The organism is Prochlorococcus marinus CUG1416 (genome assembly GCF_017695965.1).
GTDB lineage: Bacteria > Cyanobacteriota > Cyanobacteriia > PCC-6307 > Cyanobiaceae > Prochlorococcus_A.
The window spans coordinates 457,170-477,387 of record NZ_JAAORM010000005.1 but is presented as its reverse complement, the minus strand read 5'-3'; the positions used below and the strand labels follow the sequence as shown (position 1 = coordinate 477,387).

The following is a 20,218-nucleotide window of genomic DNA, read 5'->3' as shown; positions in this document are numbered from 1 at the left end:
TGTTAAGCATATAATTATAAGTAATGGAAAAATCAGCTCTAATAAATAGTGATTTAAATTATGACTGGAATTTTTTAAATTACCCAATATATACTGTTTCAGCTAAGCCAGAAAATACCTCAAAAGAATGTGCAATTTTATTAATTCATGGTTTCGGGGCTTCTACGGATCATTGGAGATTCAATATCCCTACTTTGAGCAACAAATATGAAGTTCATGCGATGGACCTACTTGGTTTTGGAAAAAGTCCTAAGCCTCAAGATGTTGAATACTCAGGATCTTTATGGAAAGATCAGGTTATAGCTTACGTAAAAGAGAAAATAAGAAAACCTACAATTGTTGTGGGAAATTCATTAGGTGGCTATGCAGCCTTAGCAGCTGGTTCAGAATTAAATGAACTTAATGCTGGAGTCATATTACTCAATGCTGCTGGATATTTTAGTGAAGAAAAAACTACAAAGAAGAATATGTTGCAAACTTCTATCGAAACAATTGCAGGGATATTTTTGAAAAATGTTGTTCTTCAACGTTTGATTTTTGAAAATATGAGAAATCCAAACAATATTAAAAAAACTTTGAATCAGGTTTATGTTGATAAAAAAAATGTTGATGATTTTTTGGTTGAGTCCATAAGAAAGCCTTCTCTAGATTATGGAGCATTTAATGTTTTTAGAAGTGTATTTAATCCCTCAGGTCCTCAGGGTTTACCTTTAGATAAGTTATTCGCAAAACTAGATTCACCATTATTACTTCTCTGGGGAGGCAAAGATCCATGGATGAATACCCCTAAAAAAAGAAATCTATACAAAAAATTCACTCCAAAGGATACAAAGGAAATTATTCTAGAGGCTGGACATTGTCCTCATGATGAAATTCCTGAATTAGTTAATCAGCATATTTTGGATTGGGTTGATTCTCTTTAAGTAACAATTGTGCAAACTAAATTATCTAATAAAGACCAAGGAATTTTTGTCTTTCAATTAGATCAAAATAACTACATTAAATTTTGTCCTGAAAGAGGGGGTATTATTACAAATTGGATTTCGGATGGTAAAGAGATACTTTATTTCGATGAAAAAAGATTCATGGATAAGACAAAAAGTATTAGGGGAGGCATTCCTATCTTGTTCCCCATTTGTGGAAATCTCAATACCTCTACTTCAGTATTTGGAAAAGAGTATTTGCAACTAACACAACATGGTTTCGCTAGGGATTTGCAATGGCAACACTCATTTAATGACCATGAAAAATCTTTATGCTTATTTTTAAATGAATCTAAAAAAACTAAAAAATATTATCCTTTCGATTTCGAACTAAGAATTGAAGTTAACTTAAAAATTAATTGTTTAGAATTTGAAATTACGATTTATAATAAAACAGACAACGCTATGCCTATAAATTTTGGTTTGCATCCTTATTTTAATGTTTCAGATTTCAAAAATTTAGAGTTTATTGATAATCCACGTAATTGTCATGATCAAGAAAGAAACATTATAAGTAATACTTTAGATGAATTAAACAAAATTAATTTAGGAGTTGATCTACTTATGTATACTTCCGGTAGAAGCTCTTTTCGCGATAAAGTTTTTAACAGAGAGGTAACTTTAAATCATCCATATCCTTTTGATTTAGGCGTTATTTGGAGTGATCCTCCAAGAAGAATGATCTGTCTCGAACCTTGGACTAGTCCCCGAAATTCTTTTGTTGATGGATTTAGAAACATTATGATTCCTTCAAATGATAGTAAAAGGTTAAATGCCTCAATACAAATAAATTCTCTTAAGTAATTATGAAATACTTATGAAATTAGTCGTTATAGATGATGACCCCACAGGCTCTCAAACTGTTCACGATTGCTTATTACTTATTAAGTGGGACTGCTCAACTTTAGTCAAAGGTTTTGAATCTAAATCTAATTTATTTTTTATTTTGGCTAATACAAGGTCACTATCGGAAAATGATGCGAAATTAACAATAGAGGAAATTTGCACAAATCTTAAGACCGTTATAGCTTCTCTAGCTTATAAAGAAGAAATTATTTTTATAAGTAGAGGAGACTCTACTCTTAGGGGACATAACTTTTTAGAGCCAAATGTCCTAAATAGTTGCTTAGGTCCTTGTGATGCTACTTTTCATATTCCAGCTTTCATAGAGGGTAAAAGATTAACAATTAATGGATCACATTTTGTTGACAAAACACCTATTAGTCAAACAATTTTTGCAAAAGATAAAATTTTTGGATATGAGACAAGTAATGTCAAGAATCTTTTATTTCAGCAGAGTAAATCGCAAATAAATTTTGAAGATATTCAAAATCTTTTATTGTCAGATATCGAAATGCTAAATGATGAAGAGAATAATATTGTTTTCAAAACACTAAAGAACTTAAAGAATAATAAACATGTAATTGTAGATGTAGAAAATTATTCTCAACTAAAAAAATTTTCTTTAGTAATTAAAAAATTAATTAAACAAAAAAAATTCCTTTTTCGAACTGCAGCAAGTTTTATAAGTTCAATTTCTGAGAAAGAAAGTGTCTCTAAGAGTGAAATGTTTTTCTCTAATTTAAGAATAAGAAATAAAGAAAAGAGTTTTCTTCCAGGACTGATAATTGTTGGATCTTATGTAGAACTTTCAACAATTCAATTGAATAATTTATTAGAGATAAGTAATTGCAATCCAGTTGAATTAGATGTTTTTGAATTCTTTAAAATTACTTCATCAGATAATAATCAGAAGCGAAGGAATTTGTTTAAAAATAAATTTTTGAAAGAAATTAGATTTTCTTTTGAGAAAGGAAAAACTCCTGTTTTGTTTACTTCAAGAAAATTTATGTCCTTAGATTCTTCTAAACTATTTAATTTTTATAATTTACTTGCTTGTTTTATTGCTGAATTAGTCGCAGATTTGAAGTATGAAATAGGATATTTGATTTCAAAAGGTGGAATAACAACAAATTTGATTCTTAGTAATGGACTTAATGCAGATTATGTTTATCTTGAGGGACAGATTTTAACAGGCATTTCAGTGGTGACTTATAACCTAAAAAATGAAAAACTTCCTATTGTTACTCATCCTGGAAACATTGGCACTAAAGATTCACTGGTTAATATTTGGAAAGTTTTTGAAAATAAAAATAATTTTTAAAATTAGAAATTGGAGATAATTTCTTCAGCAAAACTGCTGCAGGATAAGGGCTCTACTTTTGGTTCCATTAAGCGTGCTAGATCATAGGTGACTTTTTTTTGCTCTATTGCCTTACTTAAACCATTAGTAATTAAGTTAGCTGCTTCATCCCAACCAAAATATTCAAGCATCATTACACCACTAAGAATTACTGAGCCTGGATTAATCTTGTTTAAGCCCGCATGTTTTGGAGCGGTACCGTGCGTAGCTTCGAAAATTGCTGCATTATCTCCAATATTTGCACCGGGAGCCATACCTAGGCCTCCAACAATTGCTGCAGCTGCATCGGAAACATAGTCTCCATTAAGGTTTAATGTTGCAAGAATTGAATATTCTTGAGGTCTAGTTTGAATTTGTTGAAATATACTATCAGCTATCCGATCATCAACAAGAATAAGTTCTCTCCATTTTCCATCTCCATGAGAATTTGATATTGATGCAATAACTTCTTTAATTTCTTCGCAAATGAATGCTTTTTTGTTATTCGTAAGCTTGTCAAAACCTGGTTCAATTTTTCGAGCATTATTTTCAATTGTAATTTCTGGATTTTTCTGAATATTATCTAAAATCCAGCTTTCTCTTTCTGTAATGCAATCTTCTCTAAATTCATTTACTGCCAATTCATATCCCCAATCTCTAAATGCACCTTCTGTATATTTCATGATATTCCCTTTATGTACAAGAGTCACATGCCGTTTATCTCCTGATAATCTTTTAGCATGTTCAATAGCTTTTCTAATATGCCTTTGGCTGCCAGATTTACTCACCGGTTTTATTCCAAGACCTGATCCGTTTGGTATGGATCTATTTTTTAAATTTTTACTTTTTGGTATGACAACGTTATTTAAGTGATTAATTAATTCAAGACAATTATTATCCTCCGCTTCCCATTCAATTCCCATGTAGATATCCTCAGTATTTTCTCTATAAACAATAACGTCTAAATTTTGGGGATTTTTGTGAGGGCTTGGAGTGCCTGAATAATATTTGCATGGTCTAACACAGCTATATAAATCAAAGATTTGCCTTAATGCAACATTAAGAGATCTAATACCTCCACCGATGGGAGTCGTTAAAGGACCTTTGATGGCTATACCAAAGTGTCTGATTGCTTCAATAGTATCTTGAGGGAGATAGTTATATGTTCCATAAAGTTCACAAGCTTCATCGCCTGCATAGATTTTAAACCAATTAATTTTTCTTTCATCTCCATAGCTTTTTTTAATCGCTGAATCAAGAACGATTTGAGTAGCAGGCCAAATATCAACTCCAGTACCATCACCCCTAATAAATGGGACAATTGGATTATTAGGAACTTTAGGGTTGCCTTGATTAAAAGTTATTATCTCGCCTTCATTAGGTAAAGTTAATTTTTCAAATTTTGGCATAGCATTGAATTAATAAAAGATAACTCATTGAAGTTCCTCGTATTGTAATTTGCGATGAGTTATTTTCTTTAAAACCTAGAAATTTATTAGTCAAATGTGAATAGAGAATACTTTATTGATCAGCATTTCAACATCTTTATTAAAAGAAAAGGTAGTTAATAAGCAAGTTAAAGCAAATTATGTCATTTTCAAAAAAATACTCAGCTACTTATGAATGCGAGTTCCAATGTAAGTAATGTTGAAATAGCTAATAAAATTGCTTCTACTGCAGCTTTGTTTCGGAAATATTTTCCAGATGCAAGCGTAAACTTTAGTCCCTGGGACAATTCAAATAATGAATCCATGCAAGATACTATTGATTTTGCGTTTCATTTCCCTGGTTGGAGTCCTCTTATTGAATGCAGAGCAATACTCTTACAATTAAGAATTGAAAATGATAATAATGACAGAGTCCCGAAATTGTTGGGCATAATAATGCGAGGTATGATTGTTCCCTCCGAGAGATGGAGAGTGGCTACCATAGGTGATTGGGAAATGACTGGCACTCATCTACCGCAAAAGGAACAAAAAGATAACCTTTTTTTGGTTTGTAAAGAACTTTATAAGCTATTCTCTACAACATCCGCTGGTAACAAAAATTAGCTGTTTTATGTATTTTCCTTGTAGATTAAATACACTGACAAAAATAATTCAAAATATATGGCAGTCGCTCTTGCAGGACAATTAAGAGAAGGGACAAAAAAATCCCACACTATGGCAGAAAATACTGGCTTTGTAGCTTGTTTTTTAAAAGGAGTTGTTGAAAAAAAATCTTATAGAAAATTAATTAGTGATTTATATTTTGTTTATGAAGCTATGGAAGAAGAAATTGAAAGACTGGTCAATGAGGAACATCCCGTCATAAAACCTATAGGTTTTAAATCATTATTCAGGAAAGAAACTCTTGTAAATGATCTTAAATTTTATTTTGGTGATAACTGGATGAATGAAATTAATATTTCTCACTCAGCAAAAGAATACGTTGAAAGAATCCGAGAGGTCGCAAAAAAATCACCAGAACTATTGGTTGGTCACCACTACACTCGCTATATAGGAGATTTATCTGGGGGACAAATTTTGAAAAGGATCGCTAAAAAAGCATTAAATTTGCAGGGAAATGATGGTTTAAATTTTTATGAGTTTGAATTAATTGCTGATGAAAAGAAATTCAAGGAAGAATATTCCCTTACTTTGAATCAACTTCCAATAAATCAAAAGACTGCTGATCAAATTATTGATGAAGCTAATCAAGCTTTTACTTACAATATGAAAATGTTTAAGGAGCTTGAAGGTAACTTGATTGCTGTTTTAGGCAAGATTGTATTTAATTACATTACAAAAAAAGTAAGGAAAGGAAGCACCGAGACTTAGTAATTTATGTTTGATTCATTAGTTGATTTCCTTAAAACCAATATTGATGAATTAAATGGTCATGAAGTACAAATATCTAGCGAATTCAAAGAACATCACAATGCAGACTCAAAATATATTATTAAAAATTGGCTTTTTTCATCTCCCGAATATAGAAAGTGGCGAATAACAAGATTAGATGGTGGCAAAAAATTGCAAGTGTTTAATACTGTCGCATATCCAAATTTTGATAGTGAAATGCCTATTTTAGGAGCGGATATTTTATGGTTTGGAACTTCTCAAAAGTTATTAGCAGTACTTGATTATCAACCTTTAATTCAAGAAGGCAAGTATCTTGAAAAATATTGTTCAAGTTTAGGTAGTATTAAGAAAAAATATTCTGCATTTGATAATAATAAAATGAAGAATATATATGATTCAAAAAAGTATTTTTCCCCATGGGTGATTATATGTAGAGGAAATAAATTAAATCTTGATAGAGATTTAAATAATATATTCCATTCATTTGTAAATAATTATTTGAAAATTTATAAATCTAATCCTGTTAATCAATTTTTAAATGCAGAAGAAATAAAGATTAATCAAATTAAATATGATAGGTACAGTTTTGAAAAAGACCCTGCAGATAAATTGTTTAAATCTTTTTTTGGAGAACAATGGACAAAAAAATTTATCAATAAATTTCTTTTTACATTAAATAATGAGATTATTCATTGAATGTTAATACAAGATACTATTTTTTACAGGTCAGATTGGAGATGGCATAATTTTCTAAAATATTTAACTAATAATTTAATTAGATATAACTGTTTAGAAAAAATAATACCCTCGGAATATTCTTATAAAGATTCAACTTATGGTTCAAAAAAATCAAAAAAAAATGTGAATCTCTCTACTTGGGGTGTAACTCATAAAAAAAGAATTCAATTAGCAAGAGCAGTTTGTATAAATAGTCCAAATTATTCTGTTTTAAATTTTTTAATTATTCCTAATACTATTTATAACGTCCCATTTTTTGGAGTAGATTTTGTTTCTCTACCTAATAGTCATTTATTAGTATTAGATTTTCAGCCTTCATTAAAAATACACAATCAATACAATAATGAGTTATTAGAAAAACTTATAAAACTTAAAAATCATTGTCATTCATCACTCCCATTAGCTGAAAAAATGTCTGCGGATGTAGCTAGATTTTTTTCTCCAGGAGTAATCTGGTCCAAATTACCTAAAGAAGAAAGAAGTGATTTTTTAATTGCTAATCAGCTTTATACCTCATTTAAGGAATATCTTGATTTGTATTTGGAAATTCTTTTCGCAAGCAAAGAAGCCAATATGGAACTGCAAAAAGAATTAATAAATGGTCAAAATAATTATTTGAAATATAGAAGAGATAACGATCCAGCAAGGCCAATGTTGTCGAGTTTGTTTGGTAAAGAATTTACTGAATCTTTAATTAAAGAAGTTTTATTTACTACTTAAAAGGCTTATAATTTATTGAAATTTTAAATCATATGAAAAAAATTTCTGTTCTTTTTGTATGTTTGGGAAATATTTGCAGGTCTCCTGCAGCAGAAGCTATCTTTATAAGTCTACTTGAAAAGAAGGGATTAACCGATGGCTTTATTGTAGATTCTGCTGGAACTGGGAGTTGGCATATTGGAAAAAAAGCTGACTCTAGGATGAGAATTGCGGCAGAAAGGAGAGATATAAATATCTTAAGCAGGGCTCGTCAAATTACTAGCAAAGATTTTGACGAATTTAACTATATTCTTGCGATGGACAACTCAAATTTTAGAAATATTCAAGATCTTAAAAATAGAAAAGTTTCAACTGATTTTGCATCAATTAAAAAAATACAAGATTTTAGATCAGTTTTTAATGAGCAAGAAGTTCCTGACCCATATTTTGGAGGTGATGAGGGCTTCGATTATGTGCTTGATATTTTAGAAGACTCTGTAAACGGTTTTTTGGAAAGTATTTCTTGAATTTATTTGATCTCAGTCTCTTTAGGAATTTTGTCATTATAAAGATCAATAATTTTATCCACTACCTCATTAATTGAATATCCATCCGTAATAATTTCTATTGCGTCTTTCGCTTTTATTAGAGGTGAAATTTCCCTATTGGAATCTTCAAAATCTCTTTTCTTTATAAGCTCTTTTAATGTATTAAGGTCTATTTCTTGTGAGTCTTTACTATTCTTATCAGATTGTCTTCTTTTTGCTCTTTCATCGATGCTAGCAGTTAAAAATATTTTAAGTTCTGCATGAGGAAAAACAGTAGTTCCTATATCTCTTCCCTCAGCTACAAGTCCACCTGATTCTCCAATTTTTCTTTGTTCTTCTACTAAGAATTGTCTTACTTCTTTTATTGAGGAAATTTTAGAAACGATGGAACTTATCTTTTGCGACCTAATTTCTTCAGTAACACAGTAGTTATTAACATAAACATCCTGATATGAATTTGTATTCGACTTGAAAACAATAGATATATCTTGAAGAATATTCTGTAATTTTTTTTCTTTTTTATAATCAATACTTTCTTTTATCATAAGCCAACTCAATGCCCTATACATTGCTCCAGTATCTAAATATAAAAGTTTAAGTTTCTTCGCTATTAACTTTGTTACAGTACTTTTACCTGACCCTGCAGGACCATCAATTGCAATAATCGGACTTCTTTTCATTAGAAAAACGTGATCAATTAATCTTGTCTCTCCACATCTTATCGCACCAGCCAGTAACGAAATATTATCCTCAAGTCTTGCTTTTTGGAGTGTATGAGGGTGTAAATGTTCTAAATATTCAATTGAAATTTTTTTTGCTGATAGCTTTTTAATTATTTCGTTTACATTGATCTTTTTTTCTTGTTGAAAATTTCTTTTTGCTTCTAATAACTCACTTGAAAAAAAACTAATCAATTTTCTTTCGTTTTTTGATAAATGTAAATTACGTGAACTTAAAGGAATTCCATCAAAATCTCTTTGTGTAGGAATAGATTTAATAGCAACATTTAATTTCTTTCTTAGGACAAGATTTTTTAAAATTAAAAGTTGTTGCCAATCTTTTTCTCCTAAGTAAAGATTTTTTGGCTTGATGAGATTAAGTAATCTATAAACTACTGTACAAACGCCATCAAAATGTCCAATTCGATTTAATCCACATAATGCAGAAGATAATTCTATTGGAGCTTTTAGGAATTTAATATTTTTATTATTCGGTGGATATATATCTTCATTACTTGGGATGAAGATGACATCTGCGCCATTTGAAAAGGAGATTTTTATATCATTATCAATTGTTTTAGGGTAATTCTCTAAATCTAACTTGTTATCAAATTGAAGTGGATTAATAAAAATACTTACTAAATTAACATTAGAATTGTCATTTTTTGCTGTTGAGATTAGTTTTATATGTCCATTGTGAAGATTACCCATTGTTGGAATGAAGTTAATTTCACTATTTATATTTCTCCTCCAATTTTCTATTTCTTCAGTTTTCCTTATGATTACTTTCTTCACTTTGTTTTTAAAAAATAAATCTATTTGATAAATAATTACTGGACAAAAGCAATCTTAGGAGGAATATCTATATAGGGAAAGTCTATCATTTTTATTTCATGGATTACAAAACATCAGGTGTTGATATAGAAGCTGGGCGAGAATTTGTTTCCGAAATTAAACAGGCAGTTGAGGGAACTCATACATCTAATGTGATTGAGGGTATTGGTGGGTTCGGAGGTCTGTTTAGAATTCCTATCGATAGTTTTAAAAAACCAGTTCTTGTTTCAGGAACTGATGGTGTTGGAACAAAATTAGAATTAGCCCAAAGTAAAAACTTTCACTTTGAGGTAGGTATTGATTTAGTTGCTATGTGCATGAACGATATCATTACTAGTGGGGCAAAACCTTTATTTTTTCTGGATTATATTGCTACTGGTAAACTTGATAAGAAACAATTATTGAGGGTTATTCAGGGAATTTCACATGGTTGTGGAGAAAATAACTGTTCATTACTTGGCGGAGAAACTGCTGAAATGCCTGGATTTTATTCAAAAAATAAGTATGATCTTGCAGGATTTTGTGTTGGAATAGTTGATGAGCATAAGCTTATTAATGGTAAAAAAGTATCTGAAAATGACTTAATAATTGCTTTAAAAAGTAATGGAGTTCATAGTAACGGCTTTAGTTTAGTAAGAAAAATTATTCAAAATAATAATCAAATAGATAAAGAATTTGAAAAAGTTTCTCACTTAAATTTTTATGATGAGTTATTGAAACCTACAAAAATTTACAATAATGTGATTAACCAAATGTTATCTGAAAATATAGAAATTAAAGCAATGTCTCATATTACTGGAGGAGGAATTCCAGAAAATTTACCAAGATGTATGCCTTCTGATTTTATTCCTTATATCAATACCAGTTCTTGGGAAATACCTATTTTATTTAAATTCCTTAAAGAGAAAGGATCAATTCCTGAAAAAGATTTTTGGAATACTTTCAATCTTGGAGTCGGATTCTGTTTAATTATCGATAAACAATTTAAGGACGCGATATTAAGTATCTGTAAAGATCATGACATAGATAGTTGGGAAATTGGAAAGATAGTTCGAAAAAATGATTCAACAATTAGTGAATTTTTACCTGAAATTTTAACTTAATTTTTTTTTATACCCAAATGAAAAAGTTATGTGTAATATAATAAAATTACCACCGAGTTATATCGGAAGTTTAAGTATTAAGATTTAACCTTTAATTCAATGCCTTTTGCAAATAATCAAAGAATTACACGTAGACGTAGTTCAGCAGGTCCTACACCTCCAAAAAGACCAATAGGTAATAATTCTGAATTTAGTGGTAGACAGTCTCAAGGCCCAAGACCTACTTTCCTGACACTTAGGGATCATGGGAAGGTTTTTGTGGCTGATTTGCCTAATTTGTCAGATGGTCAATTAGCTCATATCAGTAAAGAAGCTAATGAAGTTTTAAATAGTTTGGAAAAAAGGCTTATTGATCTTGAAAATGAGCCTGATATTAGTAATCCTGAAAATGACACGCTTATAAAAGCCTCTACCAAAAGAGATGTCACACTTAGGTTTATCAAATCCATAGAAGAAGAACAAGAACATAGAAAGAATAATCCTGCGTTGAGAGATGCTGCTTCTGAATCGTTACCTAGAACTTTTCTCGAGGTCGCTAGACATAGATTGCCAGGAGCAACTTTTGATTCATTACTTCGAGAAGCTCTTGAAGCATGTGCAGTCGATGAGAGTATTGAAGAAAATCAAATTATTGAAGAGCCCAAAGAAACTGTAAAAGTTATGGATATACCCTCTTCAAGCACAAATGCTTCACTTGTTGTTAGTATCGATTCAAGTGATAACTCCAAGAATGGCTCTATTTGATTCAAAAAAAGAGTTAAAAAGTTTAAAGGTTCAAAATAGTTCAAAAATTAATCTTCCTTCAAATAAAGATGTTATTTTATGTAATCATTGCAAAAGGACAACATCAAATGGTGTTAGATGTTTAGGAATGTGTGTAGCAGATAATGATTACTAAAATCGTTCAAATATATATAGAAAATAATCTGTAGTAAACAAGTGAGATAATGAAATTATTAAAAATATTTTGGAATGAAAATTTGGTCAACTTGCCGGCCACGTGCAGACCAGTAATTCCACTAAATTGTCCCTAGAAAATGTATAACAGATATACAGAACTTAAGTTTCTAGAGGGGTTTATAGTGAACTTAGTATCAAAATTAAAGAAGGCGGCACCCAGATTCGAACTGGGGATAAAGGATTTGCAATCCTCTGCCTTACCACTTGGCCATGCCGCCGAAAAAGATTCAATTGAATCTAATAATGATCTTAACAGTAAGGTGACACATTCTATATTATTTATATGCAATGGCCATGGAGAAGATGTAATAGCATCAGAAATAATAAAAAGATTATTAAAAACAATAGAAAATAAAAATATCGAAGTTTTGCCTTTAGTAGGAAAAGGAGATGCATTTAATTCCATACAATCAACGAATTTTCGCAAAATAGGATATTTAAAAGAGCTGCCAAGTGGAGGTTTTAGTAATCAAAGTCTGAAGGGATTTTTGCTTGATTTGTTTGCAGGATTTTTAATTGATAATTTAAGAAATTTTTTAATTGTAAAACAAAAGTCAAAACATAACTACAAAATTATTGCTGTAGGAGATTTTCTACCATTACTTTACGCTTGGAGTTCAGAATGCGAATTCAGTTTTATTGGGACTCCCAAAAGTGACCATACTTGGAGTAGTGGACCAGGTTGGTCTTTAACCGATTTTTATCATAAGTCTAAAGGTTCTGAATGGGACCCATGGGAAATGTTTTTAATGACATCTCCAAGATGTAAAGATTTAATTATGAGAGATAAAATCACAGCTACGAATTTGAATAGAAAAAATATTAATGCAAAATATTTGGGTAATCCAATGATGGATTTTGTTAATACCAAAAATGAAAAGATATCAAATATTATTGCTTTCAAAAGGATAATTGTATTAATTGGAAGTAGATACCCAGAAGCATTGAAAAATCTTGAAAAATTTCTTGATTGTTTGCGAAAATTGGATTTATCTAAGGATGTGGTAATACTTTTGCCTTTGAGCATTAATGCTAATGTGATTCAAATTCAAAGTTATTTAAATAAATACGGTTTTGTAAAACAGACTAAAGTTAAATTCTTGATTGATGAAGATTCAGTATGGAAAAATAAAGAAAAATATATATTGATTGGAAAAGGTAAATTCAATTTATGGGCCAATATGGCAGATGTTGGCTTATCTAATGCCGGAACTGCTACAGAGCAAATTGCTGGTCTAGGAATTCCATCTCTTTCTCTTCCAGGATCTGGACCACAATTTACAAAATCATTTGCGAAAAGGCAATCAAGATTATTAGGAGGTAGCGTTATTGTATGCAAGAATAAAAAAATTCTTTTAAAACGTTTAAGTTTACTTTTGAGAGAAAAAGTTGATAGGTTAGAGCAAGCGAAAATTGGAAAAAAAAGAATGGGTGAATCTGGCGCAAGCAAGAAAATTGTAGATTCTATCAACTCTCATTTGTTATCTTAGTAAATGGCACTATCGTTGAAATTTTTTATGTATCCAATAAATGATCGGCAATATCTAACAATTTGTGCAGAGATTGCAAAGATTTTGAGTATAAGCTTATCTGCTGCTAAAAAGAAAGTTGAAATTAAGATTGCGAAAGAAGGCTCCAAAACTATTCAAGAAAAAATACAAGTTGCGCAAAATCTCTTAGAAATTTGTAAAAAAAATGAAGGAGATAAATCAAGTTCTTCAAGAATACTTGATAAGCTTATGGAAACTCTTAAAAATGAAGATAATTTTTTAACTGAAGATTGATTTTTAATGTTCAAAGATATTTGAAAATTTTAGTATGTCTAAATCAGCATGCACAGGAACTGTTTTGAAACATTTTTGAGCTAACTCATATCTATTTTCTCTCTCTAAGATAACTTTTAATTTATTCATCGCTTCAATTAAATATCTAACATCATTTGCTGCATAATCTAATTGATTTTTTGTTAAATCTTTGTTACTCCCCCAATCACTGCTTTGTGAACTTTTGTCTAATTCTATCCCTAATAATTCATTGATTAAATCTTTTAAGCCGTGTTTATTTGTATATGTTCTTGCTAACTTACTAGCAATTTTTGTACAAAAAATATTTTTTGTATTAATTCCAAGATTGCACTTTAGCGCTGCTACATCAAATCTTGCATAGTGAAAGATTTTAGTAATTTTTTCATCTTCAAGAAGTGCTTTTAAATTAGGAGAAGAAGATGTATTTAGTTCGATTTTTATACAGGATGTTCTTTTAAATTCATTGCATATTTGTACTAAACATAATCTATCTCTTCCATGAATTAACCCCATTGCTTCAGTGTCAATAGCTAGGTAAGATGATTTTTTATAAAGATTATATAAATCTGCTGTTAAATCACTATAAAGAAAATCAATATTTTTTTTTTCACTAGTCATATTTATAAAATATTTAAAGTTATTTAAGATTTGCCAAATTTATAAGAGTTTTTATTTAATTAAATTTTCTCTTACCTAATATATTTATTTTACAGAATAAATCTAAAAAATTATAATATGATGTAACTTTAATTTTTATTCACGAGTTACTATAAAAAATTAACTTAATGTCCTATTCCTTAAATTCAACATTATTGCTGACAATTCTTCTTGCTATAGGATTATTTTTTTTTCTTAGAGCTTCAAGTAAAGATAGAACAACCATTGTTGAGATTTCATCTTCTCAACAGCCAGTTAAGGTTTTAAATGGTTTATGTGAATGGCTTAATTTAAGGGGATGGAAGCAAACCGGAGGAGATTTTGAACAAAGAATTTTAATATTTAAAGGTCAAGTTGTTTCTAGTAAATCTTTAGCAATTTTTTTAGGTTTTCTTGGCGGTTTTGGTTCTTGCGCTTTGGGTTTAGTAATTATTCAAATATATCCTGAATTAGGTTGGTGGCCTATTCTTTTAGGATTAATTGGGGGTCCTTTGTCTGGTATGGTTTATTTTAAAAAATCAGCAAGAGAAGAAAAATTTGAATTAAGGTTGATTAACGAAAATGATAATGATTCAACTTTCATGAGATTAAGAGCGCATAGGGATGAATTAATCTCTTTAGAAAATGAACTTGGAGAAAAACTTCAATTAAAAAGCGATGGTTCTTTATTCAAAACTCCTATTTAAGGTTAGTTCAAAAGTTATTTGATAATTTTTAATCAAAGATATTATTCTCCATACAGAATTTTTCTAAATTTTTATCATTTAACCAATCTTGGGGTTTGGTAAAAATTGATGTGAGAAATTCCTCTCTAGAACCCTTTTTAGCTTTATATCCATACTCCCATCTAGCTAAAGGCGGCAATGACATTAATATAGATTCAGTTCTACCGTTTGTTTGTAATCCAAAAATTGTCCCTCTATCCCAAACTAAATTGAATTCGACATATCTACCTCTTCGATATAGCTGGAATTCTCTTTCCTTCGATGTATATGTTTGAGTGGCTCTCTTTTCAATAATGGGCAGATATGAAGGGAGAAATGCCTGCCCACAGTTTTCTGCTAAAGAAAATAAATCATCCCAATTTAAATTAGATATACCAATATTTTGTGAAGCTTTTGATGCCTTCCCATTTTGATTATTTCCTCTATAGATATTGCCTGAACCATCTTGATAATCATAAAAAATACCTCCTATTCCTCTAGATTCATTTCTGTGCTTCAAGAAGAAATATTCATCACACCATGGTTTGAATACCTTATGTAAATTTTGATCAACTTTTTCGCAAGCTTTTTTATGCTCTTTATGAAAATTTCTCACATCAGAAAGATAAGGATAAAAAGGGGTTAAGTCTGCACCTCCGCCAAACCACCAAACAGGACCAGCTTCGAAATACCTATAATTCAGATGAACTGTTGGAATATAAGGATTCTTAGGGTGCAATACCATAGAAGTTCCTGTCGCAAACCATTCATGACCCTTAGCTTCGGGTCTCTGAGAGATTATTGATTGAGGTAATTCTTTCCCCTGTACTTCAGAGAAATTTACTCCTGCCTGCTCAAAAATAGAACCGTTTTTCAATACTCTCGACCTTCCACCACCACCTTCGTCTCTTAGCCAGGATTCTTCGGTGAATTTCGCTTTACCATCTACATTTTCAAGGCCTGAACAAATTTTGTCTTGTAGAGTTAATAAGAGATTTTTAGTTTTCTCTCTCGAGTTTTTAGGAGGTTCTTTGAGCATGTATTTAGTAAATCTTGAAGAAAAAAAATTTTTGGTTAATTATAAGTTTCCCTTTATAATTTCTCTTAAGGGGGGCTTATTTCCTATTATTTGATAGTTCGACATAGTTCTTAATCTTTTAAACTGTCGACTACCTTGTTAAAATATTTAAAAATTTAATGACCACGATAGAAGATGCGAATTTTGCTTTACAAAAGGTTCTAGATGCTGGATCAAAGAAAAATGTAATTGAATTAGCTTGGATTAGAAACGTAAGAGTAACTATACCAAGAGTAATCGTAACACTATCATTACCTTCATTCGCAACTTCTCAGAGAGATAGAATTGTCAATGAGGTTCGCAAAATACTACTGGATTTTGAAGATATTGATGATGTTCAAATAGAGATAGATAATAATCTTGCCAAATCAGAATCTAAAACTGAAAGTAATGGTCCTGAGTTGCAACAGATTGACGGTATTCGACATATCATCGCTGTTAGCAGTGGTAAAGGTGGAGTTGGGAAAAGTACTATCGCAGTTAATCTTGCTTGTTCTTTAGCTAAATTAGGATTAAAAACTGGTTTACTCGATGCGGATATCTATGGACCCAATACTCCCTCAATGATGGGAGTGACTGAACAGAATCCAAAGGTTACAGAAGGTAGTGGTAATGATCAAAGGTTAATACCAATAAATAAATATGGAATTTCATTAGTATCTATGGGTTTCCTTATAGAAGAAGGTCAGCCAGTTATATGGAGAGGGCCAATGCTAAATAGCATTATCCGTCAATTTCTTTACCAAGTTGAATGGAATAATCTAGATTTTCTGGTTATTGACTTGCCTCCAGGAACAGGTGATGCTCAAATTTCCCTTTCTCAATCTGTGCCTATTGCTGGAGCTATTGTGGTTACTACTCCACAACAAGTATCTTTGCAAGATGCAAGGAGGGGATTAGCAATGTTTAAACAACTTGGAGTGCCTTTATTGGGAATAGTAGAAAATATGTCAGTATTTATTCCGCCAGATATGCCAAGTAAAAAATATGAAATTTTTGGTAAAGGTGGTGGACAAATATTAGCTAAAGAAAATGATTTACCGTTATTAGCACAAATTCCTATTGAAATTCCTCTTGTTGATGAAAGCAATAAAGGAATACCAATCTCAATAAGCCAGCCAAATAAAGAAAGTTCTATTGAATTTAGTAATTTAGCTCAATTAATTAAAAATAAATTTGTTAATTAACAATTAATGTTTAGAGGAATTTCTTTATTAAGTAAGAGAGGGGTTTTTCAAAAAAAAGATAAGTTTAGTAGAGGATTTTTATTCTCCCCACTACTTTTGATCCCTCTTTTTTTAGTTATTATTTCGGGTTTTTTAATAAAAAGTATTCAGGGAGATTTTTTAGTATCTAATTATTTAAGTCACATCCTAACTGGTTTTTTAGGTTATTTTTTGGCATTTTCCATTTCTTATATACCATTAGAGAGACTTAGAAAGTATTTGATACCATTTTATTTATGTACTTTAATATCCTTATTTCTAATTTATTTTTTGGGGATAACAGTTTCTGGAGCTCAAAGATGGCTAAACTTGGGAATTTTTTCCTTTCAGCCTTCAGAAGTCGCTAAATTGAGCACGGTATTAACTCTGGCTTTAGTTCTAGATAAAAAAATAATTTCAACAATAAAAGATTTAGTATTGCCCTTATTAGTAGTTATTGTTCCTTGGTTATTAATTTTTTTTCAGCCTGACTTAGGAACCTCTTTAGTTTTATTAGTTTTGACAGGTGTGATGCTCTATTGGTCGCAAATGCCCATAGAGTGGATTTTGATATTAGTCTTCTGTATTGTAACTTCTATATTCTATTTAACCTTACCAAATGTTCTTATTTTCTGGATTCCATTTATAGGATATCTTGCTTATAGATCCTCGAAAAAGAAAATTATTTTTTCTGTTCTTGCTATTTCCATTCATTTATTGGTGGCGAAATCGACACCAATTTTGTGGCAATATGGCCTAAAAGAATATCAAAAAGATAGATTGGTTTTATTTTTAGATCCCAATAGAGATCCTTTAGGTGGTGGATACCATTTATTACAGAGTAAAATTGCAATTGGATCTGGAGGATTTTTTGGGACTGGTTTGTTACAAGGTAAGCTGACTAATTTGCAATTTATACCAGAGCAACATACTGATTTTATATTCAGTGCTTTAGGCGAAGAGTTGGGTTTTTTAGGATGCATAATAGTTTTATTTTTGTTCTTTTTTTTGATTCAAAAGATTATTAAAATTGCAACAAGTGCTAGAAGTGACTTTGAATCTCTAATTGTTATTGGCATAGCCGCAACTTTCTTATTCCAAATTATTATTAACTTATTTATGACCATTGGATTAGGACCAGTCACTGGAATACCTCTTCCTTTTATGAGCTATGGTAGAACATCTTTGGTGATTAATTTTATATCTATTGGATTCGTATTATCTATACTGAAACGCTCTAGATCATTAAGAAATTGATGAAATCAAAAATTACTATAAAAAAAATTCAAGACCTTTTAATTAAAGGATTTCAAACTATAAATGTCGATGATGATACCTCTAGAAGAATGTGGTGGGCCTCTTTAGAAGTAATTCAAAAAGAGTTTCTTTCTCAGAATTGTCAACAGGGAGGTATTTGGGTTGCCTCTCCTTTGCCAGCTCTAAATGATAAAAAATTTTTTAATCAACTTCATGGCTGGTTGTGGTCACCAGAGGGTTTTCCATATTTTCAAAAAGATAATGCAGGTTTTTTACCAGGTAATAACCAAGCCAAGGTAAAAAAAGATTTTGATTTCATTAGTAATTACAAAGTCTTAAATCTCAGTCAAAAAGATGGATATGAACCTTTTTTGATGATAATTACCCCAAATTTTCAATGTATATTATCAATCGTAGGAGAAAAAGATAAGAAAATCCTATTAATGAAATGTGATGAAGAAAGCTTAAAAATTTCAATTGAATTAATGCATGCGAAATTAAAGCAAGAAAATTATGAGGAAGGAGTTAAATTTCGTAATGCAATCAATAATTTAGGTAATCTTAATATTAATAATCATTTTGAGAAAAATTTTTGGCCAATATTATCGGCAAAATTGGCAAATTTGGGACCAAACCATAACATAAAGAATTCTGAAAGAAACGATAAAAAAAATGTACAAATAACCGAAGCAAAATTGTTAAGTGCCATTTCTCATGAAGTAAGAACCCCCTTAGCCACTATAAGAACATTAATAAGTTCTACTTTAAAGAAATACAATATGGATGAATCAATGAGAAATCGTTTAATTCAAATAGATAATGAATGTAATGAACAAATTGATAGGTTCGGTTTAATCTTTAATGCGGCAGAATTGGTAAGTAATGAAGTTCCTTCATTAAATAACTTGGCAAAAATTAATTTAGCCGAAATTTTTAAAAAACTTGCTCCTGTATGGAATCAACAATTAAATCGACGTGGTATTTCTTTAAAGATCGACATTCCCAGTCAACTCCCCCAAATCTTAAGTGATTCTGAAAAATTAGAATTAATGTTAAGAGGTTTAATTGATAAAAATACTAGAGGGTTGAAAGAGGGTAGTACATTAATTTTAGAATTAAGACCAGCTGGCCAAAAGCTCAAACTTCAACTAAAAGTACAAAAATTAGATAATAAGAAAAAAGAAAGACCAAGAAGAGAAGATGGTTCTGATTTAGGTCCTGTTTTAAATTGGAACCCTCAAACAGGTAGTTTACAACTCAGTCAAAATGCTACTCAAAAGTTGTTAGCTAGTTTAGGAGGCCATGTCACGCAAAGGCGTGATACGGGTTTGACAGTATTTTTCCCGATTTCAGATTCAAATTAAAACGAGAAACAAGTTTTACATTTATTAAATAATGTAGAAACTTTTCTATAAATTTTGAATTTTGTAAAATATGAATGCTAATTTCTTATTATAAATAACTCAAAATCTAGGATGACTGAAACTTTAGTTGGTCAATTTCCAAAGCATATAGGAAGTACTGGGGGTTTATTAAACTCAGCAGAAACCGAAGAAAAATATGCGATTGTATGGAATAGTTCAAAAGAACAAGCATTTGAATTACCCACCGGTGGTGCAGCTATTATGCATGAAGGTGATAATTTAATGTATTTTGCAAGAAAAGAACAATGCCTTGCACTAGGTACACAATTAAGAGCTTTTAAACCAAGAATTGAGGACTTTAAAATCTATAGAGTGTTCCCAAGTGGTGATACTGAATTCTTACATCCAAAAGATGGTGTGTTCCCTGAGAAAGTTAATGAGGGCAGAGAAAAAGTTGGCCATAACTCAAGGAGAATAGGTGAAAACCCTAATCCAGCTGGGTTGAAATTTACAACTAAGAATACTTTTGATTAAATACCTCA

At 30.5% G+C, this 20,218-nt stretch carries 22 protein-coding genes and 1 tRNA gene; 18 read left to right on the top strand and 5 right to left on the bottom strand.

Annotated features, from left to right (window positions below; translation table 11 throughout):
- Positions 1 to 23: 23 nt before the first annotated feature.
- From HA146_RS08900 to HA146_RS08890, 3 genes are read left to right on the top strand one after another with little or no spacing between them, the layout of a single operon-like run.
- Positions 24 to 923 carry an alpha/beta fold hydrolase gene (locus HA146_RS08900; RefSeq protein WP_209109180.1) on the top strand — a complete coding sequence of 300 codons (900 nt, stop codon included), beginning with the start codon at positions 24 to 26 and terminating at the stop codon, positions 921 to 923.
- Between the two features lie 9 nt (positions 924 to 932).
- Positions 933 to 1,787 (top strand): galactose mutarotase, encoded by an 855-nt coding sequence (locus HA146_RS08895; protein WP_209109179.1) that lies wholly within the window; start codon positions 933 to 935, stop codon positions 1,785 to 1,787.
- 13 nt (positions 1,788 to 1,800) lie between these two features.
- Positions 1,801 to 3,147 carry a four-carbon acid sugar kinase family protein gene (locus HA146_RS08890; protein ID WP_209109178.1) on the top strand — a complete coding sequence of 449 codons (1,347 nt, stop codon included), beginning with the start codon at positions 1,801 to 1,803 and terminating at the stop codon, positions 3,145 to 3,147.
- A 2-nt stretch (positions 3,148 to 3,149) separates the two neighbouring features.
- Here HA146_RS08890 and HA146_RS08885 read toward each other — a convergent pair whose 3' ends face one another.
- The gene (locus HA146_RS08885) at positions 3,150 to 4,574 is read right to left on the bottom strand and encodes an NADP-dependent isocitrate dehydrogenase (RefSeq protein WP_209109177.1); all 1,425 of its coding nucleotides are present in this window, start codon (positions 4,572 to 4,574) and stop codon (positions 3,150 to 3,152) included.
- Positions 4,575 to 4,784: 210 nt separating this feature from the next.
- Here HA146_RS08885 and HA146_RS08880 point away from each other — a divergent pair, with 210 nt between their 5' ends.
- The 5 genes from HA146_RS08880 to HA146_RS08860 are packed head-to-tail and all read left to right on the top strand — an operon-like array spanning position 4,785 to position 7,969.
- On the top strand, positions 4,785 to 5,216 hold the full coding sequence (locus tag HA146_RS08880) for a hypothetical protein (protein ID WP_209086337.1): 432 nt from the start codon (positions 4,785 to 4,787) through the stop codon (positions 5,214 to 5,216).
- 57 nt (positions 5,217 to 5,273) lie between these two features.
- Complete coding sequence (locus HA146_RS08875; RefSeq protein WP_209109176.1) at positions 5,274 to 5,984, top strand: heme oxygenase (biliverdin-producing); 711 nt, start codon at positions 5,274 to 5,276, stop codon at positions 5,982 to 5,984.
- A 6-nt stretch (positions 5,985 to 5,990) separates the two neighbouring features.
- Complete coding sequence (locus tag HA146_RS08870) at positions 5,991 to 6,701, top strand: 15,16-dihydrobiliverdin:ferredoxin oxidoreductase (RefSeq protein WP_209109175.1); 711 nt, start codon at positions 5,991 to 5,993, stop codon at positions 6,699 to 6,701.
- A complete protein-coding gene (locus HA146_RS08865; RefSeq protein ID WP_209109174.1) occupies positions 6,702 to 7,463 on the top strand; it encodes a phycoerythrobilin:ferredoxin oxidoreductase in 762 nt (253 codons plus the stop codon).
- Positions 7,464 to 7,495: 32 nt separating this feature from the next.
- Positions 7,496 to 7,969 carry a low molecular weight protein-tyrosine-phosphatase gene (locus tag HA146_RS08860; protein WP_209109173.1) on the top strand — a complete coding sequence of 158 codons (474 nt, stop codon included), beginning with the start codon at positions 7,496 to 7,498 and terminating at the stop codon, positions 7,967 to 7,969.
- 2 nt (positions 7,970 to 7,971) lie between these two features.
- Here the strand turns inward: HA146_RS08860 and HA146_RS08855 are convergent, their stop codons facing one another.
- A complete protein-coding gene (locus tag HA146_RS08855) occupies positions 7,972 to 9,504 on the bottom strand; it encodes a bifunctional pantoate--beta-alanine ligase/(d)CMP kinase (RefSeq protein ID WP_209109172.1) in 1,533 nt (510 codons plus the stop codon).
- 98 nt (positions 9,505 to 9,602) lie between these two features.
- Here HA146_RS08855 and purM point away from each other — a divergent pair, with 98 nt between their 5' ends.
- The 3 genes from purM to HA146_RS08840 all read left to right on the top strand — a co-directional run bounded on the left by purM (position 9,603) and on the right by HA146_RS08840 (position 11,544).
- Positions 9,603 to 10,646, top strand: a complete 1,044-nt coding sequence (purM, locus tag HA146_RS08850) for a phosphoribosylformylglycinamidine cyclo-ligase (protein ID WP_209109171.1) — start codon at positions 9,603 to 9,605, stop codon at positions 10,644 to 10,646.
- A gap of 99 nt (positions 10,647 to 10,745) precedes the next feature.
- Positions 10,746 to 11,390 (top strand): histidine phosphotransferase, encoded by a 645-nt coding sequence (locus HA146_RS08845; protein ID WP_209109170.1) that lies wholly within the window; start codon positions 10,746 to 10,748, stop codon positions 11,388 to 11,390.
- A complete protein-coding gene (locus HA146_RS08840) occupies positions 11,377 to 11,544 on the top strand; it encodes a hypothetical protein (protein WP_209109169.1) in 168 nt (55 codons plus the stop codon). Before HA146_RS08845 ends, HA146_RS08840 begins: the two co-directional genes overlap by 14 nt.
- Before the next feature lie 209 nt (positions 11,545 to 11,753).
- Here HA146_RS08840 and HA146_RS08835 read toward each other — a convergent pair.
- A tRNA-Cys gene (locus tag HA146_RS08835) sits at positions 11,754 to 11,824 on the bottom strand.
- Between the two features lie 42 nt (positions 11,825 to 11,866).
- On the opposite strand from HA146_RS08835, the gene HA146_RS08830 reads away from it, so the two are divergent.
- Together HA146_RS08830 and HA146_RS08825 are read left to right on the top strand one after the other, a co-directional pair.
- Entirely contained in the window at positions 11,867 to 13,096 is a 1,230-nt protein-coding gene (locus HA146_RS08830; protein ID WP_348535290.1) for a lipid-A-disaccharide synthase-related protein, read from the top strand.
- A gap of 27 nt (positions 13,097 to 13,123) precedes the next feature.
- Positions 13,124 to 13,390: a hypothetical protein gene (locus HA146_RS08825; protein WP_209109300.1), complete on the top strand. Its 267-nt coding sequence runs from the start codon at positions 13,124 to 13,126 to the stop codon at positions 13,388 to 13,390.
- 3 nt (positions 13,391 to 13,393) lie between these two features.
- On the opposite strand, the gene HA146_RS08820 is transcribed toward HA146_RS08825, so the two are convergent.
- The gene (locus HA146_RS08820; RefSeq protein WP_209109168.1) at positions 13,394 to 14,029 is read right to left on the bottom strand and encodes a ribonuclease D; all 636 of its coding nucleotides are present in this window, start codon (positions 14,027 to 14,029) and stop codon (positions 13,394 to 13,396) included.
- Between the two features lie 167 nt (positions 14,030 to 14,196).
- On the opposite strand from HA146_RS08820, the gene HA146_RS08815 reads away from it, so the two are divergent.
- Positions 14,197 to 14,754 carry a cofactor assembly of complex C subunit B gene (locus tag HA146_RS08815; protein ID WP_209109167.1) on the top strand — a complete coding sequence of 186 codons (558 nt, stop codon included), beginning with the start codon at positions 14,197 to 14,199 and terminating at the stop codon, positions 14,752 to 14,754.
- 28 nt (positions 14,755 to 14,782) lie between these two features.
- Here the strand turns inward: HA146_RS08815 and hemF are convergent, their stop codons facing one another.
- Positions 14,783 to 15,811: an oxygen-dependent coproporphyrinogen oxidase gene (gene hemF / locus HA146_RS08810; RefSeq protein WP_209109166.1), complete on the bottom strand. Its 1,029-nt coding sequence runs from the start codon at positions 15,809 to 15,811 to the stop codon at positions 14,783 to 14,785.
- A gap of 158 nt (positions 15,812 to 15,969) precedes the next feature.
- On the opposite strand from hemF, the gene HA146_RS08805 reads away from it, so the two are divergent.
- The 4 genes from HA146_RS08805 (at position 15,970) to HA146_RS08790 (ending at position 20,210) form a co-directional block, all read left to right on the top strand.
- Positions 15,970 to 17,037, top strand: coding sequence for an Mrp/NBP35 family ATP-binding protein (locus HA146_RS08805; RefSeq protein WP_209109165.1), 1,068 nt, complete (start codon positions 15,970 to 15,972; stop codon positions 17,035 to 17,037).
- A gap of 6 nt (positions 17,038 to 17,043) precedes the next feature.
- Positions 17,044 to 18,312 carry a rod shape-determining protein RodA gene (rodA, locus tag HA146_RS08800; protein WP_209109164.1) on the top strand — a complete coding sequence of 423 codons (1,269 nt, stop codon included), beginning with the start codon at positions 17,044 to 17,046 and terminating at the stop codon, positions 18,310 to 18,312.
- A complete protein-coding gene (locus HA146_RS08795; protein ID WP_209109163.1) occupies positions 18,312 to 19,676 on the top strand; it encodes a sensor histidine kinase in 1,365 nt (454 codons plus the stop codon). Before rodA ends, HA146_RS08795 begins: the two co-directional genes overlap by 1 nt.
- Before the next feature lie 111 nt (positions 19,677 to 19,787).
- Entirely contained in the window at positions 19,788 to 20,210 is a 423-nt protein-coding gene (locus HA146_RS08790) for a photosystem I reaction center subunit II PsaD (RefSeq protein WP_209109162.1), read from the top strand.
- Positions 20,211 to 20,218 lie beyond the last annotated feature (8 nt).

What these genes read in the sequence shown, in the direction of transcription:
- HA146_RS08900 (WP_209109180.1), top strand. Translation starts at nt 24, where the DNA reads ATGGAAAAATCAGCTCTAATAAATAGTGATTTAAATTATGACTGGAAT.
- HA146_RS08890 (WP_209109178.1), top strand. Translation starts at nt 1,801, where the DNA reads ATGAAATTAGTCGTTATAGATGATGACCCCACAGGCTCTCAAACTGTT.
- HA146_RS08885 (WP_209109177.1), bottom strand. Translation starts at nt 4,574, where the DNA reads ATGCCAAAATTTGAAAAATTAACTTTACCTAATGAAGGCGAGATAATA.
- HA146_RS08880 (WP_209086337.1), top strand. Translation starts at nt 4,785, where the DNA reads ATGAATGCGAGTTCCAATGTAAGTAATGTTGAAATAGCTAATAAAATT.
- HA146_RS08875 (WP_209109176.1), top strand. Translation starts at nt 5,274, where the DNA reads ATGGCAGTCGCTCTTGCAGGACAATTAAGAGAAGGGACAAAAAAATCC.
- HA146_RS08870 (WP_209109175.1), top strand. Translation starts at nt 5,991, where the DNA reads ATGTTTGATTCATTAGTTGATTTCCTTAAAACCAATATTGATGAATTA.
- HA146_RS08865 (WP_209109174.1), top strand. Translation starts at nt 6,702, where the DNA reads ATGTTAATACAAGATACTATTTTTTACAGGTCAGATTGGAGATGGCAT.
- HA146_RS08860 (WP_209109173.1), top strand. Translation starts at nt 7,496, where the DNA reads ATGAAAAAAATTTCTGTTCTTTTTGTATGTTTGGGAAATATTTGCAGG.
- purM (WP_209109171.1), top strand. Translation starts at nt 9,603, where the DNA reads ATGGATTACAAAACATCAGGTGTTGATATAGAAGCTGGGCGAGAATTT.
- HA146_RS08845 (WP_209109170.1), top strand. Translation starts at nt 10,746, where the DNA reads ATGCCTTTTGCAAATAATCAAAGAATTACACGTAGACGTAGTTCAGCA.
- HA146_RS08840 (WP_209109169.1), top strand. Translation starts at nt 11,377, where the DNA reads ATGGCTCTATTTGATTCAAAAAAAGAGTTAAAAAGTTTAAAGGTTCAA.
- HA146_RS08825 (WP_209109300.1), top strand. Translation starts at nt 13,124, where the DNA reads ATGTATCCAATAAATGATCGGCAATATCTAACAATTTGTGCAGAGATT.
- HA146_RS08820 (WP_209109168.1), bottom strand. Translation starts at nt 14,029, where the DNA reads ATGACTAGTGAAAAAAAAAATATTGATTTTCTTTATAGTGATTTAACA.
- HA146_RS08815 (WP_209109167.1), top strand. Translation starts at nt 14,197, where the DNA reads ATGTCCTATTCCTTAAATTCAACATTATTGCTGACAATTCTTCTTGCT.
- hemF (WP_209109166.1), bottom strand. Translation starts at nt 15,811, where the DNA reads ATGCTCAAAGAACCTCCTAAAAACTCGAGAGAGAAAACTAAAAATCTC.
- HA146_RS08805 (WP_209109165.1), top strand. Translation starts at nt 15,970, where the DNA reads ATGACCACGATAGAAGATGCGAATTTTGCTTTACAAAAGGTTCTAGAT.
- rodA (WP_209109164.1), top strand. Translation starts at nt 17,044, where the DNA reads ATGTTTAGAGGAATTTCTTTATTAAGTAAGAGAGGGGTTTTTCAAAAA.
- HA146_RS08795 (WP_209109163.1), top strand. Translation starts at nt 18,312, where the DNA reads ATGAAATCAAAAATTACTATAAAAAAAATTCAAGACCTTTTAATTAAA.
- HA146_RS08790 (WP_209109162.1), top strand. Translation starts at nt 19,788, where the DNA reads ATGACTGAAACTTTAGTTGGTCAATTTCCAAAGCATATAGGAAGTACT.